This is a genomic window from Bartonella sp. AP65SXKL (genome assembly GCF_042195725.1).
In the GTDB taxonomy this organism is placed as follows: Bacteria; Pseudomonadota; Alphaproteobacteria; order Rhizobiales; family Rhizobiaceae; genus Bartonella.
In genome coordinates this window covers 120854-138498 of record NZ_JBHIOW010000001.1, presented here as the reverse complement: position 1 = coordinate 138498, position 17645 = coordinate 120854, and the positions used below count along the sequence as shown (strand labels likewise).

The following is a 17645-nucleotide window of genomic DNA, read 5'->3' as shown; positions in this document are numbered from 1 at the left end:
AGAACGCTGATAGGATTCTCTCTTTTCACAAAAAAGGCAAATCGTAAAATGCGAATGTTCGCGATTATATACATCTTTAAATGTACAATTTGTTTAAATTGCGCTATTTCAACTTTTTAAACAGACTAAACGCATTCATAATAAAAGATTTTTTTACTGAATGCAAGTGGTGTTATAATATTTGTTATCATTATATTCTATATTTAATACTTAATGAAAGTTACTTTTGTAGTATTTTATTTATAAAATAAAGTATAAATTTTTATTATTATATTTTTTAAATAATTTTTATTAAAAAATAAATATATTAATGAATATATAAATATTACTTTTATATGAGAAAAATACTAAGACATTATAAACTATTTTTACAATGGGTTAAAAGCAATGTGTGGATATATTCTTTTGCTTTTTTTACAGCTGAAATGAGAGGTTCATTTAATGCTAAATGCGCTGCAATAGCGCTTGAGAGAATGCAACCTGTTCCTCGCATTGTTCCTTTTAAACGTGGAGTAGAGATATTTATGACTTCAGTTTTGTCAATGAAGCTATCAATTGCAAGAGGACCCTCCGCATGTCCCCCTTTTACTAAAATAGAGCGAGCTCCCAATGACAAAAGTTTTTTTGCTTGTTGTATTGCTTGCTTATCATGAGATGCCAATGGACTTTGGCTAAGAAGAGCGAGTTCTTCTCTATTCGGTGTTAAAAGATCAACATGAGGAAGCAGTTTATCGATCATCGTGTCGATGATTGCTTCCGTTATTAGTTTTCCTCCTGATGAAGCGACAAGTACAGGGTCCCAAATAACTGGAACATGGGGATAGTCTTTGAGTACGTTACAGATTGCTGCTATAATTGCTTTTGTCCCCGTCATACCGATTTTTATTGCGCTTATTGGATTTGCTTCTAGGGCAGCACGCATTTGCGCAGCGACGAGGTCTCCACGCATTGGAATGATTTCGACAACGCGATTATCATCTTGTACGTTAACACAAGTAATTGCTAAATTTGCTTTTATTTGAAAATGCGCAGAGGTTTCTATATCACGAACAATACCAGCACCTCCTGTTGGATCAGTGCCCGCAACAATAAGAATGGAAGGTATCAACGCCATGTTTGTGTCACTTTTATCCACTGTTGTACACGCTCTTCAGGTTTTTTATGGAGGATAATATCAGTCACAACAGCAGCACTATTTGCTCCTGCTTTTAAAACACCAACTGCGCGTTCTGGTGTTAAACCACCAATACCCACCAAAGGTAAAGCACCAATCCGCTTTCTCCATTGTTTGATTTTCTCTAGTCCTTGCGGCATCCATTTCATTTTTTTTAAGATTGTCGGATAAATAGGACCAAGTGCAATATACTCAGGATTAGCAGAGAGTGCGATATCCAATTCATGTTCATCATGTGTACTAAGACCAACTTTTATACCACTTTTACGAATTGCGTGAAGATCAGCATTGCTTAGGTCTTCTTGTCCCAGATGAATAAAATTACACTTTTCATCAATTGCTATTTCCCAATGATCATTAATAATTAATTGTGCTCCCAATTTATTGCATATGTTTTTTGCACGCTTAATATGTTGACGGATTATTTGTTGATTTTCATGTTTCATACGCAATTGTACGAGCTTGATACCAAGAGGAAGCAAACGTTCAATCCAATCAGCGTTATCAACGATGAGGTAAAATGGATCCAGTTTCATGAAAATACCGCTTTTCCAATGATTGGTGTTGAAGGGACTGCTACATTGCGTGCTTCGATCATGCCAGCTTTATATCCCATACGTCCTGCTTGAACAGCTTTAGAAAATGCTTCAGCCATCAAAACAGGATCAGCTGCTTTAGCAACTGCGGTATTAAGCAGTACTGCATCATAACCCAGTTCCATCGCAATGGCGGCATGTGATGGGCGTCCAATGCCGGCATCAATAACAAGAATAGCATCAGGAAGGTAAGCACGGATAGAACGCAATCCATCAGTATTATGAGGTCCTTTGGCAGAACCAATAGGAGCACACCAAGGCATAATAACACGGCAACCAATGTCAAAAAGTTTTTCAGCAACAATGAGATCATCCGTTGTATAGGCAAAAATTTTGAAACCTTCATTGTTTAAAATTTGAGCAGCTTCGATTAAGGAAAAAATATTTGGCTGTAAGGTATCTGAATTACCGATAATTTCGAGTTTAATCCAAGCCGTTTTAAAAAGATCTCTTGCTAATTGGGCTGTGGTTACGGCCTCTTTAACAGTATAACAACCAGCAGTATTAGGAAGCACTGTTACCCCAAGTTCTTGAAGAAATTTCCAAAATTGTCCACTTTGTTTTCCACCTGCAGTTTCACGGCGCAAGGAAACAGTTACAATTTCCGTATTCGATTTATGAATAGCATCACGAAGGATTGCTGGTGAAGGATATTGCGCTGTACCTAATAGAAGACGGGAAGAGAATTGTCGTCCATAAAGATTCAGCATAATTTTAGCCTCCTTGCATTGGGCTTAAAATTTCAATTTTATCTCCTTCATGCAAGACAAATTGGCTTCGTGCATCTATGGGAACAACTTCAGCGTTAACAGCAGTTGCAAGCCAATTTCCTTCATACCCCAATTCTTCAAGCAAGAGACCGAGAGTCATAACTTCTGTTTGGACTGTTTCACCATTAACAAATATTTGCATGTTTTATTCCAATGCCAATTTCATTGCTCGTTTTGCCATTTCTGGAGACAACAGAAAACCATGTCTATAAAATCCATTAATAGAAATAAAGTTACCATCTTTATGCACAGAAGGGAAGTTATTAGGATAACATGGACGAACACCAACGCCAGATTCAATAATTTCTGCTTCAGCAAAAGCAGGATGTAAAGTATAAGCCGCGTTGAGCAGTTCCATCATTGATCTTACAGAGATTGCACCATCAAAGTCACTTTCAATCATCGTTGCACCAATCATAAAAATATTATCTTGTCGAGGTACAATGTAGAGAGGAAACCGTGGGTGAAGAAGACGAATTGGACGCGAAATTTTAATATCGGTGCAGCGCACGAGAAGCATTTCACCGCGTACGCCCCGTATATTTTTATCTTTTCCTAAACGTGCTATTCCTGTCGCATCAATAACAATATCAAAATTTTTTTCAGCCTTCTCTACATCAACAAAACAGGCTCCATTGTTGAGAAGCTTTTCTTTTAAAGCCATAAGTGCTTTGCGAGGATCAATATGGGCTTCATTTTCATAAAAGAGCGCACAGTTAAAACGTTCAGCAAGATCTGGTTCAAGATGAGCTATTTCTGTATTATCTATAGTTTTGTGATTATGCGTACGCACAGAAAATCGTTCAAGCTCTCCTCTATCTCGTGTAGGTGCAACCACTAAAGTGCCTTTTTGTATGACAAGGTTGGGGAGCGTTTTACGCCACCATTGTATAGCTTGTACACCAAGATCTTCAACAATTTGTTCTGCACTTTCCCTTTCACAGTAAGGTGCGAGCATTCCTCCTGCATACCAACTAGCACTTCCTATAGGTGAATGAGGGGGGGCTGATACAGTAACAGAAGCACCTTTTTGCTGTAACATAAAGGCAGCTGTTAAGCCGCCTACACCTGCACCTTTGATAAGAATGTTCTTCAACTATTTACTTTCTTTTTTTGAGGAGGAACAATTTCCATATAAAGGTCACCATTTTTCTGATATTTTTCGGCCATGGCAATCATACCTTCCCCTTTTGTTTTTCTTATTGCGGCTGCCTCACGAATATCATGGGAAATACGCATAGAACAGAATTTTGGTCCACACATGGAACAAAAATGCACCAATTTATGGGCATCTTTCGGCATTGTTTCATCATGAAAGGTACAAGCTGTTTCTGGATCAAGCGACAGGTTGAATTGATCATGCCATCTAAAGTCGAATCGTGCACGTGAAAGAGCATTATCGCGCAACTGTGCTCTGGGCAAACCTTTTGCAAGATCAGCGGCATGAGCAGCAATTTTATAAGTGATCACACCAGTTTTTACGTCATTCCTATCGGGGAGTCCTAGGTGTTCTTTAGGTGTTACATAACACAACATAGCAGTTCCAAACCATCCAATCATAGCGGCACCAATTGCTGATGTAATATGGTCATAACCAGGAGCAATATCCGTTGTAAGAGGTCCCAAAGTATAAAAAGGCGCCTCATGACAAAGATCTAATTGTTGCTCCATATTTTCTTTAATTTTGTGCATTGGGACATGTCCTGGTCCTTCAATCATAACCTGTACATCCTTTTTCCAAGCAATTTTTGTCAATTCTCCCAAGGTTTTAAGCTCTGCAAATTGGGCCTCATCATTGGCATCGGCAATAGAGCCAGGGCGTAACCCATCTCCTAATGAAAGAGAGATATCATATGTTTTTGCAATATCACAAATTTCATCAAAATGTTCATAGAGAAAGCTTTCTTTGTGATGATGGAGACACCATTTTGCCATAATAGAACCGCCTCGTGAAACAATACCTGTTACACGATCAATGGTCATAGGAATAAATGGTAATCTTAATCCTGCGTGAATGGTAAAATAATCAACTCCTTGCTCTGCTTGCTCAATAAGGGTATCACGGAAAATATCCCATGTTAAGTTTTCGGCAATACCTTGTACTTTTTCGAGAGCTTGATAAAGAGGAACTGTTCCGATGGGCACAGGAGAATTTCGAATAATCCATTCACGAATATTGTGAATATTTCGACCTGTAGAAAGATCCATAACTGTATCTGCTCCCCAGCGAATGGCCCAAACCATTTTATCAACTTCTTCTTCCATAGATGAAGTTACTGCTGAATTGCCAATATTAGCATTAATTTTAACACGAAAATTACGCCCAATAATCATGGGTTCGCACTCTGGATGATTAATGTTTTGTGGAATAATGGCGCGTCCACAAGCAATTTCATTGCGAACAAATTCCGCAGTATAAATTTCTGGTATTGATCCAGCAAATGTTTCATTTGATGGTACATTCTGCCGTTCTTTTACTACTAATCCTTCATTTTCTCGTATAGCCACATATTCCATTTCTTCGGTAATAATGCCTGCGCGTGCGTAAGCCATTTGTGTAATTGCTTTGCCATTTTTTGCTCGTAAAATAGAACGTTTTTGCTTAAAGGCTGGTGTAAGGTTTTTATCAGAAGTCAATCCATTATCTTCAGGTTTAACTAATCGTGCAGGATAAGTTTCAGTATCATCCCGCTTAGAGAGCCAAGGCAAGCTAATTGCCGGCAAGCCTTTTGTAATATCAATGATCATATCTTTATCTGTGTAGGGGCCAGAAGTATCGTAGACGTTTAAAGGTTTTTCACCACTGCCATCAGCCAGTGAAATTTCACGCAATGGTACGCGCACATCAGAAAAGAGAAGGCTCTGTTGATAAATTTTGCGTGAAGCGGGAAAGGGGCTACAACTGATTGATGGAGTATTTTTCTGCACAAACTTTTTCCTTATAGACACGGAGTTCAAAAATAGGTTGCGATGTTAATGGAGTTACGATGTTAATGGAGATGTATTCAAATTATCAATCACGAGCATTCAGATGAATAGGGATAGTATTGCTTTGTAGCAAAGAAAACCCAATACAGCTCAAGAAAAGTTATTTTGAAAAACTGATACAATATCTATTCTAATATTTGCATGCCTCCTCCCACTTGAAGTATTTTTGTTAATACGAATATGGTTGGCTTAAATATCTATATTGTCAATCATAAAAATATATTTTAAACGATTTTGGTGTGTTTTTAAGAGTGAAAATAGATATTATGAAGTGATAAACTATGATATTGAAGCTTTTATAAACCAGAATAAAGTTAAAAACGGATTATCAGGGAAAAGTAGATAGTTTATGGCTTTGATTGAGATTTTTTTCATATTAAAATAATAACTCAGAATACCATAAGATCCTCTCATCATATATCTTTTCGTATAAAAACACTTCCTTGCACGTCATAAGTGGGAGCGTATGGGGCAAAGCACTTGAAGAAAGGAAGCCAAATGTCATTTAATGAACATTCTAAGAGTGAGGCTGTCAAAACGTGGGAGCCAACAAAATGTATGATGGATTCCACTTGTATCTTCAAAAGCTTAAAGCTGATGATCTATAATGGCTTGCTATTGTATCATTGACGTGCGCTGTCGTAAAATGAAAGGAGTATATTTTGAGCAATATTTCTTAAAAAGTGCGTAATATGCAATATCATTATATTTTGTTTGGGGTACTTTATTCTTTATGAGGGGGATGTTCCCATTAAGAATGCGATAAACAAAAGCGTGAAACAATACCTAATCTTTATTATAAAAATAATATTGCCATGAATTAAAAAGAACACCAATAATTGCAAGATGTTGTTTAGAATGATTTATTGTTCTTGCAAAAAAGATATACATATAATAATATATAGAGGCAGGTGTGCTAAGTGTGGGAGGGGAAAAGTTGGTTATGGGGCGTTTAAAAAACAAGGATATTGTTCATAAAAATTGGGGGAGGGCGCTAGGTTATGCTTTTTAATTTTTTCCGGATCGGATACAACCTTCAAATTTTGTGAAGGTGTGAGGTGTTTCTTTAGTATTTCAAAGTATTTCATTTTCAGTTTAATGAAAGCGTGAGGAAATAGCCATATTGAATATATTCTCTATGATGTATTTAGATTGAACAAAAGCTTGTTCAAAAAAACATTGGTGCTAATCTTGTGACACAATTTCAGAAATCAATTGAATAAAATAGAACAAAGTATCTGCATGTGAATAAAAACATAATGAAGCATGCAAAAAATTTGAAGCTAATTTTTAAAGTTTTAATACAAATGATAGCTAAAAGATAGAATTTCTTTGTTTAAAATATATGGTATAAAATATCGACGAGATAGATTTAAACTATTGAAAAAATAAAAAAAGATAATGTTTAAGTCAGAAACTTTCTATGTGGGTGATAAGTTATTACATTCAGTAATGGTTATATGAAATCCATAATAAGAAAAATTTTGGAAGTATTTATAAATTTTGCAACAAGATGCAAAATTGAAAAAATAATTATATAACAACAGCAAAGCAACAAAACAAGATATTAAGTAACATCAGATGAGGTGGTTACATTATACATTAGAAGAGAAAGCATTAATACTAATGTTATGAAAAGCGTCTGGTGAATTTAGGTTATAAAATTGGAAGGAGTGAAGAGAGATAAAATGCGTAAATAAGGATGGTGCAGTGGTTATGATGTACCAATCAACAGCGGCAGCACATTTTAGTGCACAGAACGAGAAGTTGTTAGAAAAACTATGAAAATAATGGGGGATTTAAAATGTCTAATATCTATGATTGGTCTCTAAAGGCTGATGAAAATGCTTATTCAGATAGTATCATTAATTGGGCAGAAGGACAGCCGCCTAGTTCTGTTAATGATAGTGCAAGGGCGATGATGCAGCGCGTGCGCGAATATCTTGCAGATAATGGTGGATCTATTAATTCAAGCTTTATAGTAAATTTGGAAGATAAAACAACATTAATTACCTTAAAGACAGTTTCGCCTATAAAGAAATACAACAATGATATCGTCATACGTTTTAAAGCTTGTGGTGTAAATATTGGCGTGACAACAATAACTGTTAATAATATAGGAGAAAAGCTTATCTATAAAGCCACTGATACGGGGGTTATACCATTAGAAGGTGGAGAATTTCAAACAGATGGCATTTATGAAATGGTATACAATAATGGTGTTTTAATAAAAGAGCATGAGGGTTGGTATTTATTAAACCCTACACCACCAAAGATAGAAAGTTTCCCCTCTGGATTCATTGCAACATTTGCTATGCAAAATGTGCCAAATGGTTGGCTTTTATGTGATGGTAAGGCCTATAAGCGTGAAGATTATCCGCAGTTATTCGAGGCAATAGGTGATAAATGGGGAAAAGACAGCAATAAAACTTTTAAAGTTCCTGATTTTAGAGGCATGTTTTTACGCGGCTTTGATAATGGTCGGGGTTTAGATGGTGGTAGAAAGTTTGCAGATGAACAACAAGATAGCATAAAATCACATACGCATATTGGGAGTATTGAAAACGCAGGCGAGCATGCGCATAATTTTGAGTATCAAGGGGTAGGATGGCCCGTTGGTGATATTGGGAGACTCCCGAATCATTATACTTATAATACGACCCTGAAAGGGAGAACAGCTTCTGCTGGTGCACATACACACAAGGTAACTCTTTCCCATACGGGTGAGGCAGAAACGCGCCCTGTTAATACAACCGTTGTCTATGCTATAAAATCATGAGTATGTTTAAGTAATAATAATCTATACACCTTGATAATTTTGTTAACGCGGAGCAATTCCGCGTTATTTTTTACATATGAAAAGGAAATCTATATTGTTAATAGGATACTTGAGAGAGTCAAAAAACAATTTTAAAATGATTGAAAGAAAGAGTTAAGGATATAATTTATTTTATAATTATATGATAACATAGGGAAAATGTGTAAAAATCATTTAAACTGTGCCGTGAAGAGATCTGGAGATATATTTTTTCATAAGGTGTTTTGATAGGGGAAGGTAATAAAATTATTCAACCTGAGGCATAAAAAAGTACAATATTTTTAGCGTTTTTTGTGCAAAAATAGCATACCCCTGTATGAGTTAATTCATCTTATAAAGATATTTCTCACCTTGTTGTCGATTTCATTTCTTTGCATTGCCATGGTAGGAGGCTTTATCTGTAAATGATAGTTCCCCTTTGAGTGGAATCATCATTATGCTTATGAAGCAGAAGACAAACGCTATTTCTATACTCTCTCCTCATCCCTATATTCCGCATTGTTTTTGCATTAGGGGGCTTACAAAAAGCGTTATTGAGTTTATTTTAAAGTTTTTATTCAATAGGTTAATTCTTTGTGATATGCCAATAAACAATTTTTTAATAGAGAGAGAAAAGTAAAAATATCATTGTAAATCAATATTTATTTATACAAATAAGCTAAAGTATATGTATTATAAAGAAAACATTACCATTAAAGCTACAAATAAATCTTTTATGCAGGGGAGAAAGGTACTTGATTTCTATATGGTCCTTAGAAGATATAATAATACACCCGTTATTATAACAAAGGCATTTATACGCATTTCTTGAATCATTTTTATAAAGATAAAAGTGATAGAAAGAGTGGGAAAACGCATGTTTATGTTGTATAAATTTGTATGATATAACAGTTTGATAGCAAATAAAATTTCACATGTTTTTAGTTACGTAAAATCTTAAAAGATTTTAAACTGGTATTTTTTTCCAAAAATATCTTTAGGGTAATTGGTCTTCTTTTTTAATGACAGATGACAAAAAGGAGTTCATATGAAAATAAAAAAGATTCTTGAATATTTGCGTGTTTTATTTTGCTATGGACTTTAGTTTTTAGATTGAAGCCGATAGCCTAGAGATCTAATTTCATAGGAGGATGTCGTTTGAGGGAGTATAAAAGGGATATCTTCTTTAGGTAATTCAGAAACGTTTAAAGAACAATGATAAACATTGCGGAGATTTTGTGTTGTCAACACATTAGTTGCATTTCCTTCGCAATAAATCTCACCTTCCTTGAGCAAGATCATGTTATCTGCATAATGTGCCGCGAGATTGAGGTCATGAAGAACAGCAAGAACGCCGCCACCAGAATGAGCAAATTGTTTAGCAATATCCATAACGATGATTTGATGTTGAATATCGAGGCTAGCAATAGGTTCATCTAATATCATCCAGCGAGGAATCCCATTATGAACAGGTTTCCAGACTTGGCAAAGTACACGGGCAAGTTGTACTCTAGCTTGTTCTCCACCTGATAATTGGTGATAATACAGGTTGCCATAATCAGAAAGGTCAACGCACTCTAAAGCTTTCTGGATAAGATTTTGCAATTCGGCTTTGGCAATGCTAAATTGGTTTACAGAAAGGCCAAGCCCTACAACTTCATGGACTAAGAATGGAAATACGAGCGTTGTTGATTGTGGTAGTACAGCGCGCATTTTTGCCATTACATGAGTTTTTGTTTGGCATACATTATAACCATTTAAGGTTATTTTTCCACTGTAAGGAATTTCACCACTCAGAGCTTTGATAAAAGTACTTTTTCCTGATCCATTAGGACCAATAATAATGGTAAAAGCACCACTTTTAGCTTGAAGATTAATGTGTTTAAGAATCTGCTTCTTTCCGCGCTGAACACAAATATTTGTCGCTTCAATCATGAAAAGTCTGTTCCTCGTTTGCATATAAGGATCCATAGAAAGAAAGGTGCACCAAAAAGTGCTGTTACAATCCCAATCGGCAATTCTGCGGGGGCAACAATTAAGCGTGCAAACATATCAGCAAAAATAAGTAATGCTGCTCCCAAGAGAGCAGAGCAAGGAATGAGATAGCGATGATCAGGACCTATGAGTTGACGTAAAATATGAGGAACAATAATACCAATAAAACCAATACCACCACTGACAGCAACAGCACTACCGCACATAAGAGCAACAAGGGGAATAGCAATATTTTTGACGCGTTGAATATGGAAACCAATATGGCCAGCAACAGCTTCTCCAAGAGCAAGGGCATTAAGTGCTCGTGATAAAAAGGGAGAGAAAAGAAGACCAATAACGATAAAAGGGAGAACGAGCCATACTTTCAACCATGTAGCGCCCGCAAGAGAGCCCAGACTCCAAAAAGTGATATCACGCAGTTGTTGGTCATTTGCGACAAAAATCAATGTTCCGACAACAGCACTGCTTAATGCACCAAGAGCAATACCAGCAAGCAGCATGGTTGCAATAGAGGTAAAGCTGTTATGCGTTGCTATTATGTAGAGAATAATCGTTGATAAAAGTCCACCAAAAAAAGCACCTATGATAACTTTATAAGGCTCTAGAAAAGGTGCAAAAGAAACAGGAAAAGCAATGCCGACAACAATTGCTAAGACTGCTCCAAGTCCAGCACCTGCTGATACACCTACAATTCCGGGATCTGCAAGAGGATTACGAAAAAGCCCTTGCATAAGAACACCGGAGACAGCTAAAGCTGCTCCAATCAATAATCCCAAGATAACACGGGGAAGCCTTATGTCGATGAGCACGAGGTAATCACGCGTTTTACTACTTACCGAAAAATCTTGTGTAAGCATCACATGGAGGAGATCAACGAAAGAAACCTTTGCTGCACCATTCAAGAGCCCACCAAAAATACTGAAAATAAGGAATATTATTAAGCTTAATAATAAAATCTTCCCCTGTTTTGAACGGTTTATTTTTTTACCTTCTTTTTCTTTAGGTAAATGCATCCTGGATGTACCGTCTACCATTTTTATCAGCTCTTACCGTTTTGATGTGCACCATAAAGTATCTCAATAAGCTCTCTTGATGCGTCTGCAGTACGTGGACCAAATCCCAAAAAATACATAGCATCCATCTGTTTTATGGCATGATTTTTCGCTGCAGTTGTTGCTTGAATTGCCGGTATGGCTAAAATCTTATCAATGCTGGTTGATCTTGCACCATGTTTTACAAGCAAAATAACATCAGGATCTGATTTCAATAATGCTTCGCCGTTGAGAAGTTTATATCCTTTATAATCGGTGATAGCATTGATAGCACCTGAAAGTTTGATCATACTATCAGCTGCAGTACCTGTTCCAGATGCCATGACGCGTCCATTTTGCACAGAGAAAACAAAAAGAACACGCTTTGGTGTTGTTACTTTCGCCAAAAGCGCATCGTTGTCTAAAAAATTACGCTTCAATTTCTCAATTAACGCCGCCGCTTGCACTTCGCGATGAATGGCTTGACCAACGAGGCGAATCTTTTCTATCACATTTTCACGGGAGTAGTCTTCTGGTATGATCACCAGAGGTATTGATGTTTTTTTGAGAATATCAATTGTTGAAGCGGGACCACTTCCTTCAACAAGCAATATACCCTCTGGAGCAAGTGATAAAACCCCCTCAGGTGAAAGAGCACGCATATATCCAAGCACAGGAAGCTTGAGCGCTTCTTGTGGGTAGACGCTTGTACTATCACGGGCGACAAGTTGATCTTGGGCTCCCAATGCATAGACAATTTCTGTAAGTGCTCCGCCGATAGAAACAATTCGAGCATTTTCAGGAAAACGCGTTGCAGGTTCAGCAATTACTTGTTTAGAAAAACAAGTAAGAGAGAGCAGTAAACACGTAAGAAAAAGGTTTGATAACCTATGTAAAAGAGATATGAACATGTCTAACCTTATCTTATCTTAGTTACTGCTGTTTTCTTGGCATGATGGCAAACTATTCAATAAAGAACGCCAATCTTCACGTTCTTTTTGACCCTCCTTGCGTACGCCAAAAAATTGAATAACCATCTCATCATCTTTATCGAAAACTTCAAGTGAACTGACATAACCATCACGGGTAGGTTTGCGAACATGCCATACTCTAGCAATCCCGGACGTGAGTAAATGAAGGTCAAATCTTGGATCAAGAACATTAAGCCAAGGTCCCATTTGCTTAATATTTTTTACAGTCCCACTAAAAATTTGAATACACCCTTTATTCCCAACAAAACACATGATTGGCAGTTCTTGTTGTGCGACTTGGTTAAGCATTATTTCAACAGCATTTACCTGTAATTCATCGGCAAATTCATTACCAACATATTTTACAGCATGATGTCGATTAATTTTAAATTCGGAAATAATTTTGTGAAGTTGGTGTACATCTGTCATTTTCCGCCAACGATCCCGAAAACTCTCAATATCCAATTCTGTTATGTCACATTGGGCTGGGAGAGAAACGGGAAGAATGTTAAGAACAGGAGACTGATCTTCAAGAAGGAGCTTTTCAACAAGTTTATTCCACTCTTCCATATTTGTCATATCTTTAGAATAGACCTTTAAAATAGCAACGCCATGTTGATCAAAGAATTGCAGACTTTTTGTAGGTTTTCCAAGAATAACGACATCATATTCAAAACCGAACTTCCATTGTTTTGTAAAAATACGCAAATCAATTTCACCAAGTGTGATAGGAATATGTTCGTTTTGAACAATTTTTTCAAAGCGTCCCGTTATTTCGTGAACAGCATATTCATTGCGAGTTAAGACCATGACGGTTCCAAGTCGAGGTGCATTTTCCAAGAGAGTAGCAACATCAGTTTGTAGCCTTTTTGCTTTTCCAATGGTACAATAAGCCGCAATAAGCTCCGCTTCAGATATACCAATCGAAACCGCAAAATCGCGGTTTCGCATTTCTTTTTTTTCTTCACGCAAACGAAGAATCATTTCAGCTGTATGTGCCATGAATTTACCTTATGTTACTTAACTCAAAAACTAACTTTCAAATTTTACAATTCCAAGGCAATAAATTAAATTCTTTTAAGAGTTCAATCTATCACAAAATAACACTCTATCGCCAACAGCTGAGCAATCAAAAAACGATAAAACAGAAAGAATTAAAACTTTTCTACCAAATCTTTGTAATTTTAAAGACGTTGAAAATAGAAACACAATAATTAATCCTTTTATCAATACGATTTTATTGACCGAATAATTAACAGAAGTGACTAAAACTTTTGTACAAACGACACCTTAAAGTTACGACCAGGCTGGCTATAATAATCTTTTGGTGTTGAACTTTTACCTGAAGGAAGTTCAGATACATTCCAATATTTTGTATTGAAAAGATTATAAACACCGGCTCTTAGAATAGGTCCCGTTTCACCGAATGGTTTCCACCACCCTGTCATATCAACGACATGATATCCTGGAATTTTTTGGTAATCAGATTCTCCGGCTACTTTGTCACGTTTAGCTGCCAAAGTAAGGAAAATATCGCTTCCCCAAACCTCTTTTGCATATCCTAATCCGATAACTGCTTTCAAAGGAGGAATTGAGTTAAGATACTCCTTTTTATCAAGATCTTTTCCTTGTGAATAAGCAAGAGCAACATTGGTATGAAAACCATTTTTAAGAACTAAATGGGCTTTTGTCTCAACACCAAAAATTTGCACGTGAAAACGATTCATGTAATGCCGACGCGCAAATCTAAATTCCTCTGATGGCCCTCTATCCTCAGTATCTATGAAATTCTTATATTGATTGAAAAAGGCATTGAAGGAACCACCGAAATTTACATTTCCATACCGTAGACCAACATCATACCCATTGCTTGTTTCTGGTTGAAGATCAGGATTCCCTTTCACGTAATAAGCAGAAGGTTTGATATAAGAGACGTAAAGTTCTGAAATACGTGGTGCACGAAAAGCCTGTGCCCACTGAGCATAGAGCGTTACTTGATTACGAACATCCCACTCCACGCGTAATTTAGGAGAAAAGCGTGAACCACTTCTTTCTGGAGGGAATTTATCAGAAATCAGTGCTTTCTCATAAGAAGGTGTTTTCTGAGGAACATATTTGTACCAATCATACCGGATTCCTGGTGTTACACGAAAACGATCATCAACCAACCCAATTTCATCTTCAAAAACAAAACCTAAATTGTAACCATTTGTGTCTGGTGAATCTGATCGATTAGCAGGAACAAAAAGACATCCCCGAGCGTATTCTTTTATATGACAATTGTCTTTACCTAACAAATAGTGATGAAATTTAGATGACGAAACATTCATTACAAACTTTAACGTATGGTTTATAGTGCCAAAATCCACTTTTTTAAGGGCATCAGCATTGAAACCATAATTGATATTACGCAAGAAATTATCTCTCAAATAATCCCCTTTGGGAGCTGAAACACGAACGCCTGTCATAACGTAACGACTTGATTGCCTTTGCCAATAAAGCTGCCCATTAAACGCATCAAGAACTGCATCACCATTACCATTATAATTATAAGAAAGAGAAAAGCGCTCACGAAGTTTATTATCCTGCTCATAAACGGAACCTGGAGCGTATCTTTTAGACGAATTTAATTCATGTGTGTTACTATTATGACCAAAACGCTCTGCGGTAAAACCAAGGCGGTGATTATCACTCAAATATTGATGAATTTTAAAAAGCAAGTTATTTTTATCAAAGTGAGAAGGGTTTTTGCGCGTGCGTTCCTCATACCCTTCTACTGTTCCCATATTTTTGCGCTCATGACCTTCTACATAAGATCCTTGAAAAAGTAAAAATGTCCGGTAATTACGCACAGCAAAAGCTTGATCGATGCGCCAGCTGTTATCAACAGAATTATAACCACCTTTTATAAGGCTTCCCCAATTCTTTTCTTCCACGATCAGGTCTTCAGGATCAAGGGTACGCAACGCAATGATTCCCCCTAAGGCGCCAGAACCATAAAGACTAGAATCTGATCCTTGAATAGTATCAAACGTAGAAAGAGCATTGAAATCAAAAGTTGTGTTTCCACCTCCACCACGGAATATATCATTAAACCATGGAAGAGAAATACCATCCATTGTCGTAAGAACACGGTTTGCATCTAAACCCCGAATAACGAAACTGTTATTTTCTGAGTTATAGGATACGGAAGGATTAAGACGACTCACATCATAAACATCAGTTATTTGTCTTTCATCAATATTCTTGTTGGTCTTACGATCAGTCAGAATGGTTATTGAATTTGAAGCATCTTCTATTTTTTTTCCTTTAATAAGGATTGGTTTAAGTTCAGTGACAGCACTTCCATCTTTATTTTGTGCAAAAACAAATGAAGGTATACAGACCGATAATGCACTTAAAATTACACAGCTTTTATAGATATTTTTTCGTCTTATTTGCATAACACATCATAACCCTTTTAAACATCCCCTCTCTGTTTTGAAATTTTTTTAATACAAAAAGGCTGGACTCACTGATTAAAACTTGCCAGCCAAGTAGGAATGATTTTGACAACGGCACAAAATCATTAGAAGACCATATTAAACATGACAAAATCAGTCAAGAAAAAAGTTGCAATTTCAAAATAGCCTGTTTTAATGAGATTGAACACCAATATTAAGCTTAAAATAGTGGCAGAAGAAACGATGAATTTTGCAAATACGAAACAATTATTAACTCTTTGGATTGGTGCATTTATTGGGGCTTTCTTTTTGCATGTATTATTGGCAGCACAGTTTTATTTTCAAAGTACTGGTATAAGTAATGGTTTGCTCTCATCGGAGATTATGCTGACTTTTGTGCAAGAAACTGTATATCCGGATGTTGATACAGACTTGCCAGATATTCATAGAGAGTCGGATATTAATACAGAGCAAGAAGTATTACAGTCTGATCTCCTAGAGCAGGAGTCAGAAGGATTGGAATCCGTGGATGAAGTTCAATCGGAAGAACCTCAGCATATAGTAGAACAAGATGACTTAAAGCCTTTGGAAGAACCCCTACCTCAAAAAGTGGAGCATAAAGCGTTTATCAAAAAAACAATACCGATGCCAAAGGCTGTAGTAAAGCGCTCCAATGCAAAGGCGGTACGTTCTTCTTCCATCAACAAGGGCGGCGGGACAGCAGGGCTTGAAGATATGTTGTTAATGGAGTGGTTAGCAAAGGTACAGTCACAATTAGAAAGGCAAAAAAATTATATTGTGGGACAGCGCACCAATCGTACAAAAGGAACGGTGAAGTTAGAATTTATGGTGCATGAGCAGGGGAGTATTTTTTCTAGTCGTGTAGCAGTCTCTGCTGGTGACCCGGAACTTGATCGATTAGCGATGGCAGCCCTTCGACGCGTTGGTTCTTTTCCACCACCACCACCATCAAAAGTGAATAAAACAATTAGAGTATCCCTAATATTTAGCTGATTTTTTATGCGGGGCGCTTTCTTATAATATATTGATTTATAATGATTGTTTATAATTTTAATGAAAGTTCAAATATAATTTATTCGAATTTTTTTGATGTTGAATCAATCAAAACCATCCGCTTACTTATGATACAAGTTGAGGAGGAGCATGGATAAAAAACTTCTAAAAAGCAGTGAATATACTTCTTATGAGTGCTCTAAATGAAAGGGCTTTTGCAACATTGGGAGTTAAGGGATGATAGAGCTATAGCTTTTATTAATTAAAGGTCTAATCGATTTTTATACCATTTGTGAGAGGATTTTCGTAAGTACTTTTCAGATACACCGTTGTGAAATGGACTTAGAAACATTAAAATAAAACAATAATATAAATAAGAAAAACATACTATTTTGGGATGCTCTGTTTTGTGTGAAGGATGTGAGCTTATATGTAAAAATAAGAAAAAAAAGCAAAGCTTCATCTTCATCATTAAAAGATATTGACATATTTAAAAGTCGTAGAACCGAATGAAAAGGGAAGGGGCAGAAGAGAATTGTTTGTCTTTAAGGCTTTCTAACTCAATGAGTCTGTCTTTCTGTTATCAGAGATAATCCAAACGATATATATAATAACGTACTCTTATTTGTTATAGCAATGTTATAAGCAGGAAAAATAGTCTTAAAAGATGCTGTTTCACAAGATTTGAATATTGACTAATAAGCAACAGTAAAAGGATGAGCTATTTGTTTCACTCTTCTCCTATATTTGTAATCTCTATGATATTGTCGTCTATGTTGAGAAGAAATGAATTATTTGTACTACCTGTTGATTTATAATGATAATTCATCATTTCGAATTTATTAATACTGAATCAATTAAAATTA

General features: G+C 36.3%; 13 protein-coding genes. 2 read left to right on the top strand and 11 right to left on the bottom strand.

Going from position 1 to position 17645, the window contains the following annotated elements; all coding sequences use genetic code 11:
• Nucleotides 1-355: 355 nt before the first annotated feature.
• The 6 genes from ACFIMP_RS00585 to thiC are packed head-to-tail and all read right to left on the bottom strand — an operon-like array spanning nt 356 to nt 5468.
• Nucleotides 356-1114, bottom strand: coding sequence for a hydroxymethylpyrimidine/phosphomethylpyrimidine kinase (locus tag ACFIMP_RS00585; RefSeq protein ID WP_375613049.1), 759 nt, complete (start codon nt 1112-1114; stop codon nt 356-358).
• The gene (locus ACFIMP_RS00580; protein ID WP_375611199.1) at nt 1105-1710 is read right to left on the bottom strand and encodes a thiamine phosphate synthase; all 606 of its coding nucleotides are present in this window, start codon (nt 1708-1710) and stop codon (nt 1105-1107) included. The genes ACFIMP_RS00585 and ACFIMP_RS00580 overlap by 10 nt, the downstream gene beginning before the upstream one ends.
• Complete coding sequence (locus tag ACFIMP_RS00575) at nt 1707-2480, bottom strand: thiazole synthase (RefSeq protein WP_375612963.1); 774 nt, start codon at nt 2478-2480, stop codon at nt 1707-1709. Before ACFIMP_RS00575 ends, ACFIMP_RS00580 begins: the two co-directional genes overlap by 4 nt.
• Before the next feature lie 4 nt (nt 2481-2484).
• Nucleotides 2485-2682, bottom strand: a complete 198-nt coding sequence (thiS, locus tag ACFIMP_RS00570) for a sulfur carrier protein ThiS (protein WP_273791115.1) — start codon at nt 2680-2682, stop codon at nt 2485-2487.
• A 3-nt stretch (nt 2683-2685) separates the two neighbouring features.
• Nucleotides 2686-3636 (bottom strand): FAD-dependent oxidoreductase, encoded by a 951-nt coding sequence (locus ACFIMP_RS00565; protein ID WP_375665962.1) that lies wholly within the window; start codon nt 3634-3636, stop codon nt 2686-2688.
• Nucleotides 3633-5468 (bottom strand): phosphomethylpyrimidine synthase ThiC, encoded by a 1836-nt coding sequence (gene thiC / locus ACFIMP_RS00560; RefSeq protein ID WP_375645487.1) that lies wholly within the window; start codon nt 5466-5468, stop codon nt 3633-3635. Before thiC ends, ACFIMP_RS00565 begins: the two co-directional genes overlap by 4 nt.
• 1864 nt (nt 5469-7332) lie before the next feature.
• Between thiC and bgtC the strand changes: the two genes are divergently transcribed.
• Nucleotides 7333-8307 (top strand): gene transfer agent tail collar protein BgtC, encoded by a 975-nt coding sequence (gene bgtC, locus ACFIMP_RS00555; RefSeq protein WP_375631689.1) that lies wholly within the window; start codon nt 7333-7335, stop codon nt 8305-8307.
• Between the two features lie 1119 nt (nt 8308-9426).
• On the opposite strand, the gene ACFIMP_RS00550 is transcribed toward bgtC, so the two are convergent.
• The 5 genes from ACFIMP_RS00550 to ACFIMP_RS00530 all read right to left on the bottom strand — a co-directional run bounded on the left by ACFIMP_RS00550 (nt 9427) and on the right by ACFIMP_RS00530 (nt 15765).
• On the bottom strand, nt 9427-10260 hold the full coding sequence (locus ACFIMP_RS00550; RefSeq protein WP_375629313.1) for a heme ABC transporter ATP-binding protein: 834 nt from the start codon (nt 10258-10260) through the stop codon (nt 9427-9429).
• Complete coding sequence (locus tag ACFIMP_RS00545) at nt 10257-11354, bottom strand: FecCD family ABC transporter permease (protein ID WP_375617630.1); 1098 nt, start codon at nt 11352-11354, stop codon at nt 10257-10259. The genes ACFIMP_RS00550 and ACFIMP_RS00545 overlap by 4 nt, the downstream gene beginning before the upstream one ends.
• Before the next feature lie 5 nt (nt 11355-11359).
• A complete protein-coding gene (locus ACFIMP_RS00540) occupies nt 11360-12262 on the bottom strand; it encodes a heme/hemin ABC transporter substrate-binding protein (RefSeq protein WP_375612957.1) in 903 nt (300 codons plus the stop codon).
• 18 nt (nt 12263-12280) lie between these two features.
• Entirely contained in the window at nt 12281-13324 is a 1044-nt protein-coding gene (locus tag ACFIMP_RS00535; RefSeq protein ID WP_375611207.1) for a hemin-degrading factor, read from the bottom strand.
• A 263-nt stretch (nt 13325-13587) separates the two neighbouring features.
• Nucleotides 13588-15765, bottom strand: a complete 2178-nt coding sequence (locus tag ACFIMP_RS00530; RefSeq protein ID WP_375612955.1) for a TonB-dependent hemoglobin/transferrin/lactoferrin family receptor — start codon at nt 15763-15765, stop codon at nt 13588-13590.
• 243 nt (nt 15766-16008) lie between these two features.
• Here ACFIMP_RS00530 and ACFIMP_RS00525 point away from each other — a divergent pair, with 243 nt between their 5' ends.
• The gene (locus tag ACFIMP_RS00525) at nt 16009-16779 is read left to right on the top strand and encodes an energy transducer TonB family protein (RefSeq protein ID WP_375612954.1); all 771 of its coding nucleotides are present in this window, start codon (nt 16009-16011) and stop codon (nt 16777-16779) included.
• Nucleotides 16780-17645 lie beyond the last annotated feature (866 nt).

Coding starts and splice junctions, on each gene's coding strand:
- ACFIMP_RS00585 (WP_375613049.1), bottom strand. CDS start 1,114: ATGGCGTTGATACCTTCCATTCTTATTGTTGCGGGCACTGATCCAACA.
- ACFIMP_RS00580 (WP_375611199.1), bottom strand. CDS start 1,710: ATGAAACTGGATCCATTTTACCTCATCGTTGATAACGCTGATTGGATT.
- ACFIMP_RS00575 (WP_375612963.1), bottom strand. CDS start 2,480: ATGCTGAATCTTTATGGACGACAATTCTCTTCCCGTCTTCTATTAGGT.
- thiS (WP_273791115.1), bottom strand. CDS start 2,682: ATGCAAATATTTGTTAATGGTGAAACAGTCCAAACAGAAGTTATGACT.
- bgtC (WP_375631689.1), top strand. CDS start 7,333: ATGTCTAATATCTATGATTGGTCTCTAAAGGCTGATGAAAATGCTTAT.
- ACFIMP_RS00550 (WP_375629313.1), bottom strand. CDS start 10,260: ATGATTGAAGCGACAAATATTTGTGTTCAGCGCGGAAAGAAGCAGATT.
- ACFIMP_RS00545 (WP_375617630.1), bottom strand. CDS start 11,354: ATGGTAGACGGTACATCCAGGATGCATTTACCTAAAGAAAAAGAAGGT.
- ACFIMP_RS00540 (WP_375612957.1), bottom strand. CDS start 12,262: ATGTTCATATCTCTTTTACATAGGTTATCAAACCTTTTTCTTACGTGT.
- ACFIMP_RS00535 (WP_375611207.1), bottom strand. CDS start 13,324: ATGGCACATACAGCTGAAATGATTCTTCGTTTGCGTGAAGAAAAAAAA.
- ACFIMP_RS00530 (WP_375612955.1), bottom strand. CDS start 15,765: ATGCAAATAAGACGAAAAAATATCTATAAAAGCTGTGTAATTTTAAGT.
- ACFIMP_RS00525 (WP_375612954.1), top strand. CDS start 16,009: ATGAATTTTGCAAATACGAAACAATTATTAACTCTTTGGATTGGTGCA.